The 22,984-nt window shown below is 60.9% G+C and carries 13 protein-coding genes; 7 read left to right on the plus strand and 6 right to left on the minus strand.

Features of this window, described 5'->3' with window-relative positions:
- Positions 1-28 precede the first annotated feature (28 nt).
- The 6 genes from iolD to KGA81_RS25570 form a co-directional block, all read right to left on the minus strand.
- Complete coding sequence (gene iolD / locus KGA81_RS25545; protein WP_223549655.1) at positions 29-1,960, minus strand: 3D-(3,5/4)-trihydroxycyclohexane-1,2-dione acylhydrolase (decyclizing); 1,932 nt, start codon at positions 1,958-1,960, stop codon at positions 29-31.
- Positions 1,961-2,132: 172 nt separating this feature from the next.
- On the minus strand, positions 2,133-2,954 hold the full coding sequence (locus KGA81_RS25550; protein WP_223549657.1) for a TIM barrel protein: 822 nt from the start codon (positions 2,952-2,954) through the stop codon (positions 2,133-2,135).
- Between the two features lie 25 nt (positions 2,955-2,979).
- The gene (locus KGA81_RS25555) at positions 2,980-4,482 is read right to left on the minus strand and encodes a CoA-acylating methylmalonate-semialdehyde dehydrogenase (protein ID WP_223549659.1); all 1,503 of its coding nucleotides are present in this window, start codon (positions 4,480-4,482) and stop codon (positions 2,980-2,982) included.
- Positions 4,483-4,540: 58 nt separating this feature from the next.
- Positions 4,541-5,350 (minus strand): 5-deoxy-glucuronate isomerase, encoded by an 810-nt coding sequence (iolB, locus tag KGA81_RS25560; protein WP_223549662.1) that lies wholly within the window; start codon positions 5,348-5,350, stop codon positions 4,541-4,543.
- Complete coding sequence (gene iolE / locus KGA81_RS25565; RefSeq protein WP_223549664.1) at positions 5,347-6,240, minus strand: myo-inosose-2 dehydratase; 894 nt, start codon at positions 6,238-6,240, stop codon at positions 5,347-5,349. Before iolE ends, iolB begins: the two co-directional genes overlap by 4 nt.
- Before the next feature lie 202 nt (positions 6,241-6,442).
- Entirely contained in the window at positions 6,443-8,380 is a 1,938-nt protein-coding gene (locus tag KGA81_RS25570) for a bifunctional 5-dehydro-2-deoxygluconokinase/5-dehydro-2-deoxyphosphogluconate aldolase (RefSeq protein WP_223549666.1), read from the minus strand.
- A gap of 311 nt (positions 8,381-8,691) precedes the next feature.
- Here KGA81_RS25570 and KGA81_RS25575 point away from each other — a divergent pair, with 311 nt between their 5' ends.
- The 7 genes from KGA81_RS25575 (at position 8,692) to KGA81_RS25605 (ending at position 22,975) form a co-directional block, all read left to right on the plus strand.
- Positions 8,692-9,612 carry a MurR/RpiR family transcriptional regulator gene (locus tag KGA81_RS25575; protein WP_223549669.1) on the plus strand — a complete coding sequence of 307 codons (921 nt, stop codon included), beginning with the start codon at positions 8,692-8,694 and terminating at the stop codon, positions 9,610-9,612.
- A 159-nt stretch (positions 9,613-9,771) separates the two neighbouring features.
- The gene (locus KGA81_RS25580) at positions 9,772-10,887 is read left to right on the plus strand and encodes a Gfo/Idh/MocA family protein (protein WP_223549672.1); all 1,116 of its coding nucleotides are present in this window, start codon (positions 9,772-9,774) and stop codon (positions 10,885-10,887) included.
- Between the two features lie 1,299 nt (positions 10,888-12,186).
- Positions 12,187-13,359 carry a cellulose biosynthesis protein BcsQ gene (bcsQ, locus tag KGA81_RS25585; RefSeq protein ID WP_317850822.1) on the plus strand — a complete coding sequence of 391 codons (1,173 nt, stop codon included), beginning with the start codon at positions 12,187-12,189 and terminating at the stop codon, positions 13,357-13,359.
- A complete protein-coding gene (gene bcsA / locus KGA81_RS25590) occupies positions 13,356-15,587 on the plus strand; it encodes a UDP-forming cellulose synthase catalytic subunit (RefSeq protein WP_223549677.1) in 2,232 nt (743 codons plus the stop codon). Before bcsQ ends, bcsA begins: the two co-directional genes overlap by 4 nt.
- Before the next feature lie 38 nt (positions 15,588-15,625).
- Positions 15,626-17,884, plus strand: coding sequence for a cellulose biosynthesis cyclic di-GMP-binding regulatory protein BcsB (gene bcsB / locus KGA81_RS25595; protein ID WP_223549718.1), 2,259 nt, complete (start codon positions 15,626-15,628; stop codon positions 17,882-17,884).
- A gap of 22 nt (positions 17,885-17,906) precedes the next feature.
- Positions 17,907-19,148, plus strand: a complete 1,242-nt coding sequence (gene bcsZ, locus KGA81_RS25600; protein ID WP_223549678.1) for a cellulose synthase complex periplasmic endoglucanase BcsZ — start codon at positions 17,907-17,909, stop codon at positions 19,146-19,148.
- The gene (locus tag KGA81_RS25605; RefSeq protein WP_223549680.1) at positions 19,124-22,975 is read left to right on the plus strand and encodes a cellulose biosynthesis protein BcsC; all 3,852 of its coding nucleotides are present in this window, start codon (positions 19,124-19,126) and stop codon (positions 22,973-22,975) included. Before bcsZ ends, KGA81_RS25605 begins: the two co-directional genes overlap by 25 nt.
- Positions 22,976-22,984 lie beyond the last annotated feature (9 nt).

A 22,984-nucleotide genomic window follows, 5' to 3' on the forward strand; every position in this document is an offset into this window, starting at 1 on the left:
TGAAAATTTGTTGTTGTTTCAGGGGCAATCAGTACTGACGGGCCTTCGCCAGTCGTTCATTCAGTGTCTTGGCCACAGCATCGGTGCGCGCACTGGTGGAGACTTGCGCCACGCCGACCCGCCACCACGACAGGTAGCCGTGAATCATGGTCTTGGGCAGCACCTTGATGTCGATCAGCGTCGACACCGTCTGCAAGCGCGCATCCGCCAGAGCGGCTTGCAGCGCTTCGACGGTGTTCACTTTGTAGGTCTTGCAGCCATAGGCCGCAGCGCTCATGGCGAAATCCACCGGCACGAAATCGCCATCGAGCTTGCCGGTTTGCGGGTTGCGGAAGCGGAACTCGGTGCCGAAGCTATCCATGCCGTTGCCCATCTGCAGGTTGTTGATGCAGCCGAAGGTCATGTTGTCGAGCAGCACCACGTTGATCTTGCGCCGCTCCTGAATCGAGGTCGCCAGCTCCGAGTGCAGCATCATGTAGGAGCCATCGCCCACCAGTGCATAGACCTCGCGCTCAGGCTCGGCGAGTTTCACACCCAATGCGGCGTTGACCTCATAACCCATGCACGAATAACCGTACTCGACGTGATAGGTGTTCACGCCCTTGCTGCGCCAACTGCGCTGCAAGTCACCGGGCAGGCTGCCGGCGGCGGCGACGATCACGGCATCATCGGCGAGGGTTTCGTTGAGCACCCCGAGTACGCGGCTCTGGGTCAGGCAGGAGCCGGTCAGCTCGATGAATTCGCGCAGCACCGCCGGGTCCATGTGGTCGTTGATTTCCGGGACGAAATCCTTGGCCTGGTATTCCACCTGATAGATGCGATCGACCTCCTCATCCAGTTGCGCCTTGGCCTGACGGGGTTGATCGCCCCAGCTCGAACGATAATCGCCCAGCGCTTCGGCCAGCGCCGACAAACCGGTTCTGGCATCCGCCAGCAATTGCACGCCGTCGAGTTTCAGGGCGTCGCAGGGGCTGATATTGAGGTTGAGAAATTGCACTTCCGGGTGCTGAAACAAGGACTTCGACGCGGTGGTGAAGTCGCTGTAACGGGTGCCAATGCCAATGATCAGATCCGCGTCCCTGGCCAGCAGGTTCGCCGCCAGGCAACCGGTTTCGCCGATCCCGCCGACGTTCAGCGGATGGCTGGACACCACCGCACTCTTGCCGGCCTGGGTTTCGGCGAAAGGAATGTCGAAGCGCTCGGCGAACGCCTGCAACGCGGAGTTGGCGCCAGAGTACTTGACCCCGCCGCCGCAGATGATCAGCGGTTTGCGTTTACCTTTGAACAGCGCCAGTGCATCGCCAAGCATCGCCTCGGTGGCCGGACGGCGCTCGATGCGGTGCACGCGTTTTTGCAGGAAGTATTCGGGATAATCGTACGCCTCGGCCTGCACGTCTTGCGGCAAAGCCAGGGTCACGGCGCCGGTTTCGGCGGGATCGGTGAGCACACGCATGGCGTGGATCGCCGCGGTCATGAGTTGTTCGGGACGGTTGATGCGGTCCCAGTATTTGCTCACAGCCTTGAACGCATCGTTGGTGCTGATGCTCAGATCGTGGAATTGCTCGATCTGTTGCAACACCGGGTCCGGTTGGCGGCAGGCATAGACATCGCCGGGCAACAGCAGCAAGGGAATGCGGTTGGCCGTCGCCGTGGCGGCAGCGGTCAGCATGTTCGCCGCACCCGGTCCCACGGATGAAGTACAGGCGTAGATCTTGCGCCGCAGGTGCTGCTTGGCGAACCCGATGGCGGCATGGGCCATGCCTTGCTCGTTGCGGCCCTGATGGACGATCAGGTCACCGCTGTCCTGCTCCAGGGCCTGCCCCAAACCCAGCACGTTGCCGTGGCCGAAAATGGTAAAGATCCCGGTGACGAATTTACTCTGGACCCCATCGACCTCGATGTACTGGTTATCGAGGAATTTCACCAGGGCCTGGGCCATGGTCAGTCTTGTTGTGGTCATGCTTGCACCTTCCTTTGAAGCCAAATCCGGTATGTGCTGTGAACACTGATCATTGTGGGAGCGAGCTTGCTCGCGATGGCGGACTGGCAGCCAGCATCAATGTTGAATGTGCAGGCCCCATCGCGAGCAAGCTCGCTCCCACAAGGGTTCTCCAATCAGTTCGATAACTGTCTCAGGCCAGAGTTTTTTGCAGGTGATCCATGCTCGCGCCGATCGCCCGCTCGATATCCGCCAGGCCATGCACGCTGTCGGCGAACGGTTCGAACGACAGGTAGCCGCTGTAGCCGGTAGCGAGCAAGGTTTCGATCTGTGCCGCGTTGCCGAGAATGTCGCCCTCGCCCACCAGCACCCGATGGCCGTCGCGAATGGTCGCCAGTGGTGCCTCGGCATCCTCGACACCGGAGATGTGCACCAGCCCGGTCAGCTCGGGGAAGAACTCATGCTCGCTGGCCAGGTGATGGTGAAAGGTGTCGTGGACCAACCGGAACACATCCAGCCCGCCAATGGTCTTGATCGTGTCCACCGCCGTGCGCTTGCGTCGCAGCGAGCATTCTTCAAAACCCAGCGGCTCGATGAAACCGAGAATGCCGTGATCGCGCAGGATCGGCGCCAGTTCAGTCAACGCCGTGCGCAAACCTGAAGCACGTGCGGCTTCATTACGCGGGTCGGCACGGTCGTTGAGCGGACACATGACCAACCCTCGAGCGCCGCAATCACGAGCATAAGCGGCCAGCTTCAAGGCCTGTGCACGGCGCTCGTCATTCCACACATCAAACGGATACAACGCGTTGATCGACAGCACGGTGATGCCTTTGGCCGCACACAACTCACCCACGCGTCCGGGTGCGGTGCCATCTTCGATCTCGACACCTTCAAGGTCGTTGCGAAGCTCGATGGCGTCGGCCTTCAGGGTCACCGCCAACTCGATGAACGCCGGCAGGGACAAACGTGGGGCGACCATACGGTTCAAGGCGAAACGCAGGGGTTTGCTCATTATTGTTGTTCTCCGCACAGGTGAATTACTTAGCCGTTGGCATGCTGAATTCAGGGCCCTTGGCGATACTGTCGGGCCAGCGTTGCATCACGCTTTTGTAGCGGCTGTAGAAACGGATACCTTCTTCGCCGTAGGCATGGTGGTCGCCGAACAACGAGCGCTTCCAGCCACCGAACGAATGCCAGGCCATGGGCACCGGAATCGGCACGTTGATGCCAACCATGCCAACCTTGATGGTGCGGGCGAAGGCTCGGGCGATGCCGCCGTCGCTGGTGAAGCAGGACACACCGTTGCCGAACTCGTGGGCGTTGATCAGCTCCACCGCGCTGGCGAAGTCCGGTACCCGCACGATGCCCAGCACCGGACCGAAGATTTCCTGTTGGTAAATGCTCATCTCGGTCGTGACCTTGTCGAACAGCGTCGCGCCAACGAAGAAGCCATTCTCGGCGCCCGGCACCTTGAAGTTGCGACCGTCGACAATCAGCTGTGCGCCCTGGGCCACGCCCTGATCGATGAAGCCTTCAACCTTGGCCTTGTGTTCGGCCGTCACCAGCGGCCCCATGTCAGTGTCACCCTGCAGGCCGTTGCCAACCTTCAGTTGATCGATGCGCGGCAGCAGCTTGGCAATCAACCGGTCACCGACATCGCCGACCGCAACGGCAATCGATATCGCCATGCAACGCTCGCCGGCCGAGCCGTAAGCGGCGCCAATCAAGGCATCTGCCGCTTGATCCAGGTCCGCATCGGGCATCACGATCATGTGGTTCTTCGCTCCGCCCAGGGCCTGTACGCGTTTGCCGCGCGAGGTAGCCTGCTGGTGGATGTACTCGGCAATCGGCGTCGAACCGACAAACGAAATCGCCTCGATGTCCGGGTGTTGCAGCAGCGCATCGACCGCCGTCTTGTCACCCTGGACCACGTTGAACACGCCATCCGGCAGACCGGCCTCAGTCAGCAACCGCGCCATCAACAAACTGGCGGACGGATCGCGCTCCGACGGCTTGAGGATGAAGCAGTTACCGGTCACCAGCGCCAGCGGAATCATCCACAGAGGTACCATCACCGGGAAGTTGAACGGCGTGACCCCGGCGCAAACACCGAGTGGCTGGCGCAGGTTCCAGTTGTCGATGCCGCCGCCGATGTTGTCGCTGAATTCGGTTTTCAACAGGTTCGGCGCACCGCAGGCGTATTCGACGATTTCGATGCCACGGGTGACTTCGCCCTTGGCGTCGGAAAACACCTTGCCGTGTTCGCGGCTGATGATTTGCGCCAGTTCATCGTGATGGCGGTCGAGCAGTTCCTTGAACTTGAACATCACCCGCGAACGGCGCAGGGATGATTGCTCCGACCAGGCCGGAAAGGCCTTGAGGGCCGATGCGACCGCCTCGTCCACAGTCTTCCCGCCGGCCAGACCGACCCGTGCCTGCACGTTGCCGGTGGCCGGGTCGAAGACATTGCTGAACCGCTCGCTGCCGGTGTCTTGCACCTGACCGTCGATGTAATGGCCGATTACCTGGGCGTCGCTCATTGTTCTTGTTCTCCGTACAGAAATGGGAATTCAGACGTTGGAATTCAGGCTTTTCAGTTCACAGATCAAGCAGCCAACTGTGCTGCGGATCGTTATGGAACTGCCAGACGCGTTTCGGACCGGCCATCACGTTCAGGTAATACGACTCGTAGCCGTACGGCACACTGACCGGGTGATAACCCTTGGGCACGACCACCAGGTCGCTGTTTTCCACGGCCATGGCCTGATCGATGCTGCGATCGTCGGTGTACACCCGCTGGAACACGAAGCCCTGGGGCGGGTTGATCTGGTGGTAATAGGTTTCTTCGAGAAAGCTCTGGTGCGGCAGATCGTCAGTGTCGTGCTTGTGTGGCGGGTAGCTCGACGAGTGCCCGGACGGCGTGCGCACCTCCACCACCAGCAGCGAATGGGCGGGCTCGGTGTCCGGCAGGATGTCGCAAACGTAGCGGGTGTTGGCACCCTTGCCGCGCACGCTGCGTTTCATGCTGTCGGGTCTGATCAGTCGCGGACCGAGGTTGTCGGCGGTCGAACCGGGGGCGGCGCAGACGGCGATTTGCACATCGCTCAACGCCACCACCTGGGCTTGACTGCCGGGCGGCAAGTACGCGGCGAACGGAGACTTGTCTTCGAACACCGACTGCCGATCGCCAATGTTGTCCCAGTCGAACGCGCCCTGCCCCGGCGCTTCGCCCTTGATGCTGACGCGACCGCTGAGCAGCACCAGGCACAGTTCTTTATCACCCGCCGAGACCGGCAGGGACTCACCGAGGCTCAGGCGGTAAGCGGCGAAGCCGACGTATTCCAGTTCACCCTGGCCCAACTCGACCATGGTCCGGCCGCGTGAATTGCTTTTGACCAACAGGCTCATCGCGCGGCCCTCTCATCGAGCAGTGCGCGCAAGGTGTCGTAGCCTTTTTTCGCGTAGACATAACTTGGCGCCACCGCCGGGTCCTGCTCGGCTTCGACCACCAGCCAGCCGCGGTAATCGGCGGCCAGCAGCACATCGAGCAATGCGCCGAAGTCGATATCACCATCGCCGGGCACGGTGAAGGTGCCGTTGATGATGCAGTCCGGGAAGCTCCACAGGTTGTTGCGCGCCAGCTGCACCACCGGTTTGCGCACGTCCTTGAAATGCACGTGGCAGATGCGTTCGATGTGTTTGCGCAGCACCTGCAAGGGTTCGCCGCCACCCATGTAGCAATGGCCCGAATCGAACAGCAGGCCGACTTCGCTGCCGGTCAGGGCCATCAACTTGTCGATGTCGGCCGGGGATTCGACGTAAGCCCCCATGTGATGGTGATAGGCCAGGCGCACGCCCTGGGACAGAGTGAAGCGCGCCAGCTCGGTGAGCTTGTCGGCGTACTCCTGCCAGGCCTGTTCGGTGTGCAAGCGCGGGCGTTCGACCAGAGGAATGCGCTGGCCCTGGATGGAGTCCGCGACCTCGCCATAGACCAGCACCTTGGCGCCGTTCTTCGCCAGCAGCTCGACGTGACTGCCAATAGCGTCGATTTCCTCGGCCACGGAACGCCGTGCCAGACGGCTGGAGTACCAGCCGGACACCAGTGCCAGGTCATAGGGCCGCAGCACGTCGCCGACGCCTTTGGCGTCCTTGGGGAATTTGCCGTTGAGTTCAAAACCTTCGTAACCGATTTCCTTGCCTTCGCCGAGGGCGGTGCTCAATGGCGTCTCGCCACCGAGGGACGGCAGGTCGTCGTTGCTCCAGGAGATCGGGTTGATGCCAATTCGGATAGCGGGCATGGCTGCACCTTTTATTGTTTTCTCAAAAAATGTTCAACCCATCACCTGTGGCGAGGGAGCTTGCTCCCGCTCGGCTGCGAAGCAGTCGCAGACCTGTGAATGCGGTTTACCTGATACACCGGGCTGGTTGATTTGGGACTGCTTCGCAGCCCGACGGGAGCAAGCTCCCTCGCCACAAAGCCCCATCAATCAGCTAATTTGTTCAACTCCGCGCCGCACGCCAGGCTTCGATCAGTTCGACGAACGTGCCCTGCACTTGGCGGATCAGCGTTTCGTCGTCGATTTCCCCGGCCAGCCACGCACGGCTTGGCTCCTGGAAAATCGTCCGCCCTACGGCGAACCCGCGGCAGGTCTGGCTCTGGCTGGCCTGTTGAAAGCCCTCGGCCAGTGCTGCTGCCGGAGCATTCAAGCCCAGCAACACCACGCCTCGGCAATACGGATCGCGCTCCTGAATCAGTTCGTCGAGTTGCTTCCACTCCTCGGCGCTTTGCGCTTCGATCTTCCACCACGCCGGGTAGATGCCCAGGTTGTAGAGGCGTTTGAGGGCGCGATACAAAACGTCCGGATGCGTCGACGGGTGATCCTTGGGCGGGATGATTTCCAGCAGCAGTTCATGACCGCTGACCTGGGACGCCTGATACAAACCCTTGATCTGCGCTTCCTGTTCCAGGCGCAGCAACGGTTCGTCATCGGGATGAAATTGCACCAGGCACTTGACGATCTGTTCCTGTGGCCAGGCAATCAGATTGCTGCCGATAGAACGACCGTGTTCGAAAGCCAATGGCCGCGAACCCTGGACTTCCACCGGCCGCGCCACCCACCATCCGCGACCGGTGGCAGCATTCAGTGAATCCTGGCCGAAACGTTGATCGGCCAGCAGCCCGACATCGGCGTCGATGCCCTGCTTGCGCAAATCGGCTTCGACCCGCTCCACGGCCTGGATAAAAAGTTGCTTGAGTTCGCAGATGGCGTTGAGGTCACGGCCACCCTTTTGCGCCAGCTCCACCAGTTGCCAGCGATGGTCGAAGGCAAAGATGAACAGCTGCTTCCACTGTTTGCGCGGCACGCTGACCTGATGCAGGCGCTGCAACACCGCATCCTGGTCCGGTCGGGTAATCGGCACCGGGCTGTTGAACAGGTAATCCAGTTCGGCGCGGGTCGGCATCGCCGGGGCGCAGGCGTGGCGCGACACCACCAGGCCGCCACAGGCGTTGGCCAACTGGCAGCAGCGCTCATCGCTGGCGTCCTCCAGCCAACCACTGAGGAACCCCGACATGAAGGCATCGCCGGCCCCCAGCACGTTAAGCACTTGCACACGCACGCCCGGATAAATCGCACCGTCTTCGAGACGGGCCGGGATCTCGCCATGAATCACCGTGCAGCCTTGCGGGCCGAGCTTGACCACCAGGGTCGCCGCGCACAGGCGCCGGACATTGCGCAGCGCAGTGAGCAAATCCTCGGCACCACCGGCCATCAGGAACTCTTCTTCAGTACCAACGATCAGGTCGAAACGCGGAAGGATTTTCTGCACATGCTGGCTGACGTTCTGGTCGGCGACGAAACGGGTCTCACCGTCCGCCTTGCCGGCCAAACCCCAGAGCACCGGGCGGTAGTCGATGTCCAGCACCCGTTTGACGTTGTGCTTGTGTGCATAGTCCAGGGCCTGGATGCTCGCCTTGTACACGCCGTCGGTGGAGAAATGCGTGCCGGTGATCAGCAAGGCTTTACTGGAAGCGATGAAGGCTTCGCTGATGTCTTCGGCCCGCAGCGCCATGTCGGCGCAGTTTTCACGATAGAAAACCAAGGGGAAGGTTTCGCGGTCCTTGAGACCCAGCAGCACCATGGCGGTCAGGCGTTCCGGATCGACCTTGATGCCACTGACATCGCAGCCTTCACGGGTCAGGGACTCGACGAGGAAGCGCCCCATATGGTCGTCCCCTACCCGGCTCAGCATCGCCGACTTGAGCCCCAACCGCGCGGTACCGAAGGCGATGTTGGCGGACGAGCCACCGAGGTACTTGGCAAAGCTGCTTACATCCTCCAACCGCGCCCCGACTTGCTGCGCATAGAGGTCGACGCCCAGGCGTCCCAGGCAAATCAGATCCAATTGACGCCCACTGGCAAAACGAGTCTGGCCCATGCTGGCTCCTGTTATTTTTATCAGCCTGCGTTCGGGGCGATGGCCGCGCCGAACACTCTTGGTGGAGGCAGACTAAAACGACCCGGGCCAAACAATCAATAATTATTCCAAATATTTTTTACGTGGAATATTTTTTCCAATAAACTTCAGTACACGCGTTCCAGAGCCAGTCCATCGTTTCAGCAAGCCTGTGTCGACGGCAAGCTCAAGATTTTATCCGGGCCTACCCTGTAGACTGCGCACAGCCAACCTATTGTCAGGGGACGAGGTGAAAAGTCGTCCCTATAAGAACAAGCCAGAAGGATTTCCTCATGTCCCGCACCGATCAGCCGGCTACGACCGAGAGCACGCCCGACAGCGATCTCACCAGCCCCCCGATCAATGCCGAGCGTCTGCTGCAGCTGATCACCGATGAATACGAAAGCCTGCCGCGCCAGCTCAAACGCATTGCCAGCTACATGAGCCAGCAGAGCGACCGGATCATGGTCGACCGCATCAGCGACATTGCCCGCGAGTGCGACGTGCATCCGTCGGCCATCGTGCGGTTCTCCCAGCGCTTCGGCTTCAGTGGTTTCAGCGAAATGCAGGCACTGTTTCGCGAGGCGTATACCCACAAGACCACGCCGGTACAGAACTACCAGCAACGCATCCGCAGCATGATCGCCAACAAGTCACAGAAGGCCAGCGGCGGCGACCTGGCGCGCGAATGCATCAACGCCACCCTGTCGGGCATCGAACGGCTGGGGCTGGAACTCGATGATCAGGCCTTCGACAAGGCCGTGGATCTGGTGGTCAACGCTGACAACATCTACGTGGTCGGCGTGCGCCGTTCGTTCGCGGTGGCCGATTACCTGGTCTACAACCTGCAACACACCAACAAGCGCATCCACCTGGTGTCGGGGCTCGGCGGCAGTTACCGCGAGCAGATGCGCAGCGTGCGCGCCAATGACCTGGTGATCGCCATCAGCTTCACGCCCTACGGCAAGGAAACCCAGCACTGTCTGCGCATCGCCCAGCATCATCAGGCAAAAACCCTGATCATCACCGACAGTAACCTTTCGCCTTTGGCCAAGCGCGCCAACACCGTGCTGCTGGTCAATGAAGGCAGCTCGTTTGCCTTCCGCTCATTGAGTGCGACCTTGTGCCTGTGCCAGGCGCTGTTTATCGCCGTGGCTTATCGACTGGAATTGAAAGTCGATGAGATTCACGAGCAGGTCGGGTTCGAAGACTGACCGAGACACTGGCGTTACCGCGCCGCGCGCAACGCAGAACGCCCACATTTGCACGCGAGCGCTCAGCGGCCGACTGCGAATATTTATTCCATAATTGATAAAAAAGAATTTTTATTCTATAAACAGGTTTCCTGAAAACAAAAACCAAAGGATCCTGTCATGCGCGAACTCGGAATCGGACTCATCGGCACGGGTTTCATGGGGCGTGCCCACGCCCTGGCCTTTCGCAACGTCAGCGCAGCATTCGAACTGCCCTTCACGCTTCGCCTCGCTGCCCTGGCCGACGCCGATCCCGTTCGTGCGCAAGCATGCGCCACTGCCTGGGGCTTTGAGCAGGCCTATGGCGACTGGCAGCAATTGATCGACGATCCCAAGGTCCACCTGATCGCCATCACCACACCCAACCACCTGCACTACCCGATGGCCATGGCCGCGCTTGCCGCTGGCAAACCGGTGTACTGCGAAAAACCGCTGGCGGTGAACCTTGAACAGGCCAATGCCATGCACCTGGCGGCCAAGGATGCGGGCGTGGTCACCCGTGTCGGCTACAACTACCAGCACAACCCGATCATCGGCCTGGCGCGGGAGTTGATTCAGAGCGGCAGACTCGGTGAGATCATCAGCTTTCAAGGCGAATTCAGCGAAGACTTCATGGCCGATCCAGCGTCCCCCTGGTCGTGGCGCTGCGAGGCCGAACATGCCGGTGGCGCGCTGGCGGATCTGGGCAGCCATTTGCTGGGCATGGCGCGCTATCTGCTCGGCGATGTCGAAGCGGTATGCGCCGATTCCCAGACCGTGCACCGCCAGCGCCCGGCCACCACCGGTAGCCGGGAACAACGCACAATTGCCGTCGACGATCAGGCCCATGCGTTACTGCGCTTCGCCAGCGGCGCACGTGGCACCTTCAGCAGCAGTTGGCTCAAGCACGGCTACAAGAATCACCTGAGTTTCGAGATCAGTGGCACCCAAGGGACCCTGGCATTCGATCAGGAACGTTTGAATGAGTTACGCCTGTGCCGCGTCGGCCAGGATGGTTTCCAGCGTTTACTGGCCGGGCCGAACCTGCCCGGATATGCAGCGTTCAGTCCAGCGCCGGGGCATCAACTGGGCTACAACGAGTTGAAAACGCTGGAAGTGCATGAGCTGATCATGGCCTTGGCCGGCCATGGACAAGCCGGCACCGATTTCGAGCAAGCTCTGGAAGTTGAGCGGCTGGCGACGGCGATTCGATTGGCGGCACGGGAACAGCGCTGGGTCGACATCAGCGAGGTTTGATCGCGGATAACGCAGCCAACGGCAATGACTCTATTGCCTTCGGACATGCTGTCGATGAGTTGCCGGCGTGTTCAAACCAGACCTCTGACAGGTGATAAAAGAACAGGCATCTACGAGACCAGTGAAAAGGTCTCGTGAGCATTTAAGGATAAGAGCTTGGCGCAGTTAAAGCGCGACCCCGGAAACCTACCGAGCGATACTCGATGATTGTTTTGTCCAGAGTCGGTTTATGGCATCTGTTTCAAGCCTCAGGCTGTTACCGACCCTGGGCCAGAACAGTACCTCGTCAGGCGTCAATACGCTGAAAAAGATCCAGTGCCCCGAGCCATCAGCCTTTTCCTCTACTTCTGCAACGTACAACGCGACCTCGCTTTCGCTAAGTTCCAAGGCATCGCAGATTTCTCGCTGTGTCGGCTTTCTTACGCTGCTCATAGTGAAATCCATTTCTTGAACAAAGTGCTGAAAGCATAGCTGAACACCGGAACCTGGAATCTCCACCTGTCGCATCCGGCGCGTGCAGGGTTCACCCCGCCAGTCACCTCAGGGAGAGTGTGTGTAACGCAACTGGCGAGGCGAACGATCGAACGTTAGCTGAATGCCTCAGCCTGTCGCCTGCACCTTGTCTGAATGGGTGCCCACCCTGACCAGTTGCTGGCCATTCAGTAATCCATCTGAAACACACCAGGCCGGGCGAGCGATCATGACTTTACCCAGCGCAGCGCCAAGTGTCCCGAACACAACCCTGAACAAAATTAACATTGAGCCTGCCGGTGAACGACCGACGAGCAATCGCTATGTCCGATTTTCAAATGGCTCGCTTGATAAGGCGTGTTGATTTTCAGCCGTTGTAGCCAGACGGGAAGTTTCTTTGCGACTTTACGCGGCCTGACATACGCGACACCCACTGCATTATCCGAAAGTACTTTTTGAAACCATCACTGTTCCTTCAAATACACAAACCAACTTCTTTAATATATAAACCCGACATCAAACCATCGAAAGCGATAAACACTGGCGTGCCATCGCACCTATACCCCAACTAACCATTATCATATTACACACCACTACAAAGTCATTATTGAGCACACTCTAAAACTCACACGCCCCACACATAACAAAACAACTCAATAACATCAGTCCAACACCAACAAGCCTCACTGACTTATTATAACATTCGTTGACACCGGGACGCAGGTACCACTACATTAGTGGCACTCTGCCAACATCCAGACAACGCATCAACTTTGTCAAGTTAATGGAATGCTGAGTTTCTGAGCTATTTCATTCCTGGTACAACGCATGAAATATGTAGACGACATTACGAAACTTTTTACACGTTTTGGCGCCAATGCGCAGAGTTACCAGGAAATACAACCGAACTATAAAGATTTCAAAGAGGCCCCGATTACACCTGCGCTGGCTGAACCAGAACCGGCGGAGGCCTTGCCTCCCCCAATACCAACGCCAACGCCCCCCGTGTTTCTACTGGACGAGCCACAGCCTTCTTTATTGATTGGCGCGCCGGTCGAGCCGGTGAAGCATGTTGCCCTCTCGCCACCGCCACCCAAATCCTCTTCCCTGACCGAGCCACCTGCGAGTTCTGCTACAGGTGACCGTCAGCGATTGAGCGACCTGTTGCGTGAACTCAACCAGGTTCGTCGAGACGGTCTGCCGGAAGCGACCCGCAAGCGAACCAGGGCGAAGGTCATTGCCATCGTTTCGGCGAATGGTGGGGTGGGTAAAAGCACCGTCGCCGCGGGCCTCGCAAAAACCCTTCGGCGCCCTGGCGGGCGAACCATCGCTATTGATCTGGACCCTCAGAACGCGCTGTCCTGCCACTTGGGTATCACCAGGCAGGATCCCGGGCTGATCCAGCTCAAAGAGCAGGGCGCAGACTGGGGCGCTCATCGCCTGCCGGGCTTTGGCGACAGCGAGTGCCTGCCCTTCGGCACTGGCCAGGTGAACGAGCGCCGATTGCTCAAGCAGTTGATGCTTGAAGACTCTGACTGGTTGAATCAGCACCTCGCGTCAATGGACCTCAGCGAAAACGATACCGTGATCCTGGACACGCCTTCGGGTGCGACCGTCTATTCGCAACAGGCACTCGACGCTGCCGATCTGGTACTGGTGATGACGGTGGCCGACGCGGCCTCCTACCTGGCACTGGACACCATGACCCAGTGGCTGGAAACCAGCCGACGACGCGCGCAGCAACAACGGTATGTGCTCAATCAACGGGATGACTCGCGTTCGTTCAGCAGGGACATGGGCGTGCTGTTTCGGCGGCGGCTCGGTGCCAACCTGATCGGGACGATTCGCCTCGATCACCAGTTCAACGAGTCGCTGGCCTATGGTCGGGACCTGTTGCAGTACGCACCTGAGAGCATGGGCTGTCTGGACATTCTTTCGCTGTCAGGCGCGGTCCATGCCCTGCTTTGCGCGGATGCTTCAAGCCCGCAGGACATGCCATGACCGCCCGGCTCAACCAGCTGCCTGCAAAGACGTGGTGGTTGCAGCAGCGACTGGATACTTTCCAGGCGCACGTCAGTCGCTGGCCCCTGCGTTGCCGCCAGGGCCTGAAGATCTCCGCCGGGCTGATCGCTGCATTGTTGGTGCTGGGCATCCTCACAGCGCCGCTGAACCTGTATTCCCAGGCCGCGTTTGCCGCCGTCTGTTTTGCCGCCAGCCTGATCATCCGCAAGCAAGCCGGGCGTCTGGCGATCCTGACCCTGATCACCCTCTCGCTGATCGCTTCGCTGCGCTACATGTACTGGCGCCTGACCGACACCCTGGGCTTCGACAACTGGCTGGATGCCGTATTTGGCTACGGGCTGGTCCTGGCCGAACTGTATGCCTTGCTCGTCCTCGTCTTCGGCTACGTACAGACCGCCTGGCCGCTGCACCGCACACCGCAGTTTCTGCAACAGCCGCCCGCGCAATGGCCGACGGTAGATGTCTTCATTCCCACCTATAACGAAGCGTTGGGCATCGTCAAACTGGTAGTGCTTGCGGCTCAGGCCATCGACTGGCCCGAGGGCAAACTGCGGGTGCACATGCTCGATGACGGACGCCGGGAGGAATTCAAGGCGTTCTGTCAGCAGATTGGTGTCAACTACATCACCCGCGACAACAATCAACATGCCAAGGCCGGCAACCTCAACGAGGCTCTCAAGGTCACCGATGGCGAGTTCATTGCCATATTCGACGCCGACCACGTGCCCACCCGCTCCTTCCTGCAGATCACCATGGGCTGGTTTTTAAAGGACCCTAACCTGGCGTTGCTGCAAACACCGCACTTCTTCTATTCACCGGATCCGTTCGAAAAGAACCTCGATACCTTTCGCTCGGTGCCCAATGAAGGCGAGCTGTTCTACGGCCTGGTGCAGGACGGCAACGACCTGTGGAACGCGGCATTCTTCTGTGGCTCCTGCGCGGTCATCCGGCGCACTCACTTGCTGGAAGTCGGCGGCATCGCCACCGAAACCGTGACGGAAGATGCGCACACGGCACTCAAGCTCAATCGCCGTGGTTTCAATACGGCCTACCTCGCCATTCCACAAGCGGCGGGCCTGGCCACCGAAAGCCTTTCCCGACACATCAGCCAGCGCATACGCTGGGCGCGGGGCATGGCGCAGATTTTTCGCACCGACAATCCGCTGTTTGGCAAAGGTCTGAACCTGGGGCAGCGCATCTGCTACCTCAATGCCATGATGCACTTTTTCTACAGCCTGCCTCGCCTGGTGTTCTTGACCGCCCCCCTGGCCTACCTGATGTTCGACGCGCAGATTTTCCATGCCTCGGCGCTGATGGTCACGGTCTATGTACTGCCGCATATTTTCCACTCCAGCCTGACCAACTCCGCCATCCAGGGGCGCTTCCGCCATTCCTTCTGGAACGAGGTGTATGAGTCGGTGTTGGCCTGGTACATCATGCGACCGGTACTGTTGGCCCTGATCAGCCCTTCGCTGGGCAAGTTCAACGTGACCGACAAGGGCGGCACCATCGAGCAGGACTATTTCGACTGGAAGCTCGCGCGGCCTTACATCGTCCTGCTGACCTTGAACATGATCGGTCTGGTGATCGGCGTGGTGAAACTGATCGGGGGTGATTCGGCCCAGGTCACGACCCTGCTGATCAACCTGGCCTGGACCGTGTACAACATCATCATCGTCAGCACTGCCGTGGCGGTGGCCACCGAGTCCTCTCAGGTGCGTAACGAACCCAGGGTGCCCGCAGATCTGCCTGTGCGCGTCTATCGCGAAGACGGCACTTCGTTCGATTGCAAAACCCAGGACTTCTCACAAAACGGCGTAGGTCTGGCACTGCCACCGCAGGTTCAGCTCAGCGTCGATGAGAAGCTGCGGCTGTGCATTCTGCGCACACCTCCCTCAAGCCTTTTTCCCGCAAAAACGATCTTCAGCAACGACAACGTGACGGGGGTGCAATTCGAGGGTTTGACCCTGCGCCAGCAAAGTGAGCTGGTGCGACTGACCTTTTCACGGGCCGACACCTGGGCCAACACCTGGGGTAACGGCCGCCTCGATGCGCCCATGTCGGCGTTGCGCGAGGTCAGCAGCATTGGCTTGCGCGCCATCCTGCGCTTGTTCGTAGCAACCCTGAAGGACAGCCGCGCGCTACTACGCAAACGCCGGGGCGCTCCATCACCTATCGACTCCACCGCGGACACGCAACGATCTTGAAGCCTTACACTCGCCAGACCTTTCTTCCTCGCTCACTCATGCTGATCGCCTGCTCGCTAGTGGGCTGGAGCGGCTGTGCCTTGAGTGCTGCCGCCCAAATCAGCGCCACGGACACGGCGGTGATGCCGGTCGCATCGTTGCCTGAAACCGATGCCGCGGGCAACAGCTATACCCGCACCCTCAAGGAGCTGGGCAAAAGCTATTCGATGACCCTTAGAGGCGTGGAGGCTACCGACAGCGTGAATTTCGATGTGCGCGCCGATGAAGTCGTCACGGCTGCACAGATCACGCTGCAGTACAGCTACTCACCGGCGCTGCTGGCCGATCTTTCGCAAATCAACGTGCTGATCAACGATCAAGTGGCCGCCAGCCTGCCCCTCCCGAAGGAAGAGGCCGGTAAATTGCAGACCCGGACCGTGCAGATTCCGCCGCAGACCATCACCGAATTCAACCGGCTCAGCCTGCAGTTCATCGGTCATTACACGATGCAATGTGAAGACCCTTTGCACTCCAGCCTGTGGGCCAGGATCGGCAACGAGAGCCAGCTGAGCCTCCAGGTGTCCTCGATTAAACAGCCCAACGACCTGTCCGCGCTGCCGCTGCCCTTGTTCGATCGTCGAGACGCCTCGCCCCTGAAGTTGCCCTTCGTGTTCACCGCGCGCCCAGGCGGCACTGAGCTTGAAGCCGCCGGCATCCTGTCGTCCTGGTTCGGCGCCCTGGCCAGCTACCGCGGTGCAACCTTCCCCGCCAGCCTCGGCAGCCTGCCGGCCAAAGGCAACGCAGTGGTATTTGTCAGCGCCAGCGACTCAACGACCTTGAGTGGTTTGCCGATCAAAGGGGCCACCGGGCCGACATTGACCCTGGTGAGCAACCCCAATGATGCTCAGGGCAAACTGTTGATCGTCTCCGGGCGCGATGGCGCCGATCTCAAAGTCGCCGCGACCGCGTTGGCCCTCGGTGGCTCGGCCTTTTCCGGGCAGAGCGTGGTGATCGACCGGATCGACTCGCTCAAGCCACGCCAGCCGTACGACGCGCCCAACTGGCTGCCCTCCGATCGCCCGGTTCGCCTGGGTGAACTGACCAAACCCGCAGAACTCAATGTGTCGGGTTATAACCCGGGACCAATGACGGTTGCCCTGCGCTTGCCACCCGACCTGTTCAACTGGCGCGAGCCCGGTGCGCAACTTGACCTGAAGTACCGCTATACGCCGCAACCGGTCTCTACCAATTCTTCGTTGCTGATCAGTTTCAACGACACCTTCATCAAGTCGATCGACCTGCCTTCGATCGAGAAGCTCGGCAACAGCGACAGCCTGCTGTCGATGCTCAAAACCGACGACAGCCTGGCCCGCACGTCGCGCATGCTGTTGCCGCTCAATTCAGTCGCGCTGCAATCGCGCCTGCAATTTCGCTTCATGTATGACTACATCAAACAGGGCGAATGCCGCGACATCATCATCGACAACATGCGCGGTGTGATCGACCCGGACTCGACCCTGGACCTCAGCCAATACGAACATTTCATGGCCATGCCCAACCTCGGGGTGTTCAAGGACAGTGGTTTCCCGTTCACCCGCATGGCCGACCTGTCTGAAACATCGGTGATCCTGCCCAACGAGCCAGGCCCGGCCGATCTGAGCGCCTATCTGACCCTGCTGGGCCGCTTCGGCGACTCCACCGGTTATCCGGCCACCGGCGTGAAGGTGGTCCACGCCGACCAGGTCGCTGAGCAACGCGACCGGGATTTGCTGGTGCTCGCCTCGGGCAACAATCAGCCGCTGCTGGATCAATGGCAACACCTTCTGCCGGCCAGGGGCGTAGACGCTGCGCAGTACTTTGAACTGTCGGACCTGCCGTTGCGTGTGCGCAACTGGATCAGCCCGGATACGCAAACCAATCGGCGCGAAGCGCGCAGCAGCTTCAGGTTCAGCGCCGAGGACGGCAGTGCTTATCTGACCGGATTCGAATCGCCGCTCAAGAGTGGGCGCAGCGTGGTGTTTATCGCCGGCACCAGGCCCGGCGGCCTGGCCGACGTGACCAGTGCCCTGCTCAGCGGCGAAGAAAATGCCAACCAATTGCAAGGCAGTCTGGTGGTGGTCAGGGGCAAGCATGTCGAATCGCTGGTCGCCGAGCAGGATTACTACGTCGGGCGCCTGGGTCCGTTGCGCTATCTGCAGTGGTACCTCTCGCAGAACGTCATGGCGCTCATGCTGTTCACGCTTCTCGGGGTCCTGCTGCTTGCGTCCATGGCCTACCTGGCCCTGCGCTTACGGGCCAAACGTCGTCTTGGCCAATGAGCCGCGCAAGCCAGTGTCGTTCATGTCAGTGTCGTCCGTGAGCCGCCGGGGTACTTCACTTCGCCAGAGCCTGCGCGGTAACGCGCGCAGGTTGAGCGCCGTGCTGGCGCTCGCCCTGCTGGCGCCGACGATGGCGGCCGCAAATGCCTGCGAGCCGCCAGCCTGGCCACTGTGGCAGACCTATGCAACACGCTTCGTCCAGGCCGACGGCCGGGTTCTGGAATCGAGCCTTGCGAACAATCACAGCACCTCTGAAGGGCAGTCCTACGCCATGCTCTTCGCGCTGATCGGCAACGATCAGCAGCGCTTCGACAAACTCTGGCGCTGGACCTCGGCCAACCTCGCCGGCGCAGATACCGCCACACGCCTGCCGGGCTGGTTATGGGGGCAAGGCACGGACGGTCAGTGGCGCCTGCAAGACGCCAATTCGGCCGCCGACGCCGACCTGTGGATCGCCTACGCCCTGCTCGAAGCCGCACGCCTGTGGCATCGGCCGGACTATCACCAGGACGCCCTGCAGCTGATGGCGACGATCGAAGCGCAATTGGTCGTCAAGCTGCCCGGGCTGGGGCCGATGGTATTGCCTGGACCACAGGGCTTCGTCCAGCCGGACGCTCTCTGGCGCCTGAACCCCAGCTACCTGCCACTGCCGCTGTTACGGCGGCTGGCCAAGCAAGCACCCTCCGGGCCCTGGCAAGCGATTGCCGATAACACCGCGACGATGATTGCCCAATCCAGCCGCCACGGTTTCATCGCGGACTGGGTCGGTTATCAAGGCACTTCAGCACAATCGGGGGTCTTCGTCAGCGACCCGGTCCACGGCGACACGGGCAGCTACGACGCCATTCGCGTGTACCTCTGGCTGGGCATGAGTGATACCTCCGAACCGCTGGCAGCGCGGCTGCTCAAACGGCTGGACGGTATGGCCCGCAGCACTGTCGCGACGGGTTCCCCCCCGGAAACGGTCCAGGTTCTGCACGGCAGTGTCCAGGGCCAGAGCCCTTTCGGCTTCCGGGCTGCACTGATTCCCTACCTTCAGGCCAAGGGGCAACCCAAGTTGGCCGATCAGCAACGAGACCGCGTGGAACTCGCCTTGCGCCAAGCGCTGACGAGGCTCGATACCGACGTCGGCCCGCCGCGTTACTACGACTTGATGCTCAGCCTGTTCGCGCTCGGCTGGGCAGATAAACATTATCGATTCCGGGAAGACGGAACGCTGAAACTCTCCTGGGAGACCGCATGCACGCGCACCACCGCACGCTAGCCATCGCCGTCATGAGCGCATGGACGGCCGCTGCTGCCCACGCTCAAAGTCCGACGCCACAGGCATTGCTCGTCGAGCAAGGGCAGTACTGGCAGTTGCACAAAAACCCTCAACGCGCGGCGGAAGTCTGGCTGAAAGTCCTGTTGCTGGACCCGGTCCAGGTTGACGCCCTGTATGGCCTGGGCTTGATCGGCGTGCAACAGGACAAGCCACAACAGGCGCAGCAATACCTCGCCCGCTTGCAGGCCATCCAGCCTTTGCCTCGGCAGGCACTGCAATTGGCGCAGGACATTGCCCTGGCACAACCGCAGAACCAACAGCGCCTGGAAGAGGCTCGGCGCCTCGTCGATGCCGGTGAACGTGACAAGGCGACTGTCGTGTTTCGCGCGCTGTTCGATGGCCGTCCACCTCAAGGTACGATTGGCCGCGAGTATTACAACAACCTTGCCTTCAATCAGGCGGACTGGGCTGAAGCGCGCGGTGGATTTCAGCGCCTGCAACGGGAGATGCCCAACGATTCGATCGTCGCGCTGTTTTACGCCAAGCATCTGGTGCGCCATGAAGACAGCCGTGCCGAGGGCATCCGCGCCCTGGCCGCGCTGACCCAACGTACCGACATTGCCGGTGATGCCGACGAAAGCTGGCGCCTGGCGCTGACCTGGATCGGCCCACCCAATGCGGCACAAGTGCCGTTGTTCGAGGCGTACCTCAAGACGCATCCGGATGACGTGGAAATCCGGGCGCAGATGAACAAGGGCAAGCAACAGGCAGCGACGACGACCAGCAAGCAATGGCAACCGCCCGCCGAAGTCGCGCGCGGCCTGAAGGCGCTCAAGGAAGGCGATCAGGCCACCGCCGAACAGGCTTTCCTGGCGCGCTTGAAAACCCGGCCCGACGATGCCGATGCGCTGGGTGGCCTTGGAGTCATTCGCCAGCAACAACACCGACTGGACGAAGCGGAAAAGCTCCTGGGTCAGGCCACGCGACAACAGGACGGCAGCCACTGGCAAGTTGCGCTGAACGAAGTGCGCTACTGGTCGGCGTTACAGCAGGCCCGCGACGCCCAGGCCAAAGGCCAGACCGCCCAGGCACTGGCCTTGGTCAACCAGGCCCTGCGGCTCAATCCAAACGGAGTGGACGCTCGCCTCGCCCTGGCGGACATTCAGGCCGGCGCGGGCCAGTTCGATGACGCTCAGCGCAACTATCGCCAGGTGCTGAGCCTGCGCCGCGACGACCCTCAAGCACAGGAAGGGCTGGTCAACGTGCTGCTCAAGAGCGGCAAGAACGATGAAGCCCTGCAACTGATCAACAGCCTGCCCGCCACCGGACAGGCAAAGATCGGCCAGTCCGCACGCCTGCAAGCCTTGCGCGCGACGCAACTGGCCGCCCTCGCCGAACAACGCAACGACCTTCCCGCTGCGCGTAACGCCTTGCAAGACGCACTGCGCGTTGAACCGGACAACATCTGGACGCGTTTCGCCCTGGCCCGCCTGAACCTGGCGATGGGCGAACCCCAGAAGGCTCGGGACCTGATCGATGCCATGCTCCAGGCCCACCCCGACAATGCCGATGCGCTTTACGTCAGCGCCTTGCTGTCGGTCCAGATGGGTGAGTGGAAAGCCGCCCAGACAACCTTGGGACGTTTGCGCCCCAACCAGCGCACCCCGGACATGCAAGCCCTGGCCGCTGACGTCAGCTTCAACCTGCAACTTCGCCAGGTGATCGAGTTGGGCAAGCGCGGACAGCGCCAGGAAGCCCTGACCCTGCTCGAGCGCATTCAGCCGACGGCCAACGACAGTCCAGACCGCACGGCCAGCCTGGCCTCGGCCTACGTCGACATCGGCGAGCCGGGCCGTGCGCTGGCCCTCATGCGCGGGCGGTTGCAACAGACCACAGCGCCCTCGGCGGACTTCATCCTGCAATACGCCGCGGTCCTGCTTAAAACCGGCGAAGACACGCAGGTCAACCAGATTCTGCGCGACCTTCAGAACAAGCCCTTGAACGCGCCGGCCCGCAAGCGATTCGACGACCTGCTCTATCTTTATCGCATCCGCCAGGCGGACCAGTTGCGTGAACGCGGCGATCTGGCCAACGCCTACGACACACTGGCGCCCGCACTGGCGCAACGTCCCGGTGACAGCGCGGCCGTCGCGGCCCTGGCGCGGATGTACTCGGCCAACGGCGATACGGCAAAAGCCCTCGAACTCTACAAACCGCTGTTGCAGCGCCAGCCAAACGACCCGCAACTGTTGCTGGGTGCTGCCGACGCGGCGGTGCTGGCACATGACACGGCCTTTGCCGAACAGGCGCTGCAGCAGCTGCTCAAGACCGAATCCGGTAACCCTCAAACGCTGACCGAGGCCGCACGCCTCTACCAGAACATGGGCAAAACCGGCACCGCGACCGATCTGCTGCGTAAAGCCGTGGCCATCGAACAGAGCGAGAAACGTAGAAGCCCGGGCGCTCAACTGGCCGGCTCGACAGTGGCGCCCAACCCTTTTGCCGGGGTATCGGGGTCACGTAACGCAGTCACTCGCGACACCTTGCTGGCAGCCATCCCGCCACCGGTTCAGGAGATGCCGGGCAGCGGCCCTTTTGCCATCGACGCCCCGCCAAGGCCGCAGCAGGCGAGCAATCCATTCGAGTCGCAGTTGCCCCGCGCAGCACTGATGAGCGAGGACATCAGCCCCGCGCAACTGGCGCTCAATAAAATTCTTCAGGAGCGCAGCGCCTACGTCACCCAGGGCGTGAGCATTCGCAGCAACAACAGTGAGTCGGGACTGAGCAAACTCACCGACATTGAAACTCCGCTGGAAATCAATATCCCGCTGGATGAGAGCCGCGTCGCCCTGCGCGTGACACCGGTCTCGCTGAACGCCGGCAGTGCCAGCAGCGAGGCGCTGTCGCGTTTCGGCAACGGTGCGCAGAGCGGCAGCCCCGGTTCGCAGAAAGCCGAGGGTGTCGGCCTTTCCGTCGCCCTTCAACGGCCCGCCGATGGGCTCAAAGCCGATCTCGGCACCACTCCGCTCGGTTTCAAATACACCACCGCAACGGGCGGTATCAGCATTGATCGCCCCATCAGCGACACCTCTGATGTCCGTTATGGCGTGAGCGTTTCCCGACGTCCGGTGACTGACAGCCTCACCTCGTTTGCCGGCACCACGGACAAACGCAGCGGGCAGTCCTGGGGCGGTGTGACCGCCAACGGCGGACGTGGTCAGTTGAGCTTTGACGACAACGAAGTCGGCGCCTATGGCTACGCCTCCTGGCACCAGCTGTTGGGCAACCATGTCGAGTCCAACAACCGCAGTGAACTGGGCAGCGGTGTGTACTGGTACCTGCAAAATGCAACGGACAGCAAACTGACCGTCGGCTTGAGCATGACCGGCATCAGCTACGCCAACAACCAGGACTTTTTCACCTACGGCCACGGCGGCTATTTCAGCCCGCAGACGTTCTTCGCCCTGGGCGTGCCGGTGACCTGGGCACAACGCACCGGGCGCTTGACGTACCAAGTCAAGGGCTCGGTCGGCGTGCAGCATTTCGAGCAAGACAGCGTCGACTATTTCCCGACCGACAAAGCCCTGCAGGCGGCCTCGGGCCTGCGCTACGCAGGGCAAAACAAAACCGGGATCGGCTACAGCGTCGCCGCGGCGGCTGAATACAAGGTCGCGTCAAACTTCCTGCTGGGCGCCAATCTGGGCCTGGACAACGCCCGCGACTACCAACAAATCAACGGTGCCCTGTCCTTGCGCTACCAGTTCGAGGAGATCAGCGGCCCCATGAGCCTGCCGGTCAGCCCCTACACCTCGCCTTATTCCAACTGATCATTCTGG

Source organism: Pseudomonas sp. A-B-19, assembly GCF_019947515.1.
In the GTDB taxonomy this organism is placed as follows: domain Bacteria; phylum Pseudomonadota; class Gammaproteobacteria; order Pseudomonadales; family Pseudomonadaceae; genus Aquipseudomonas.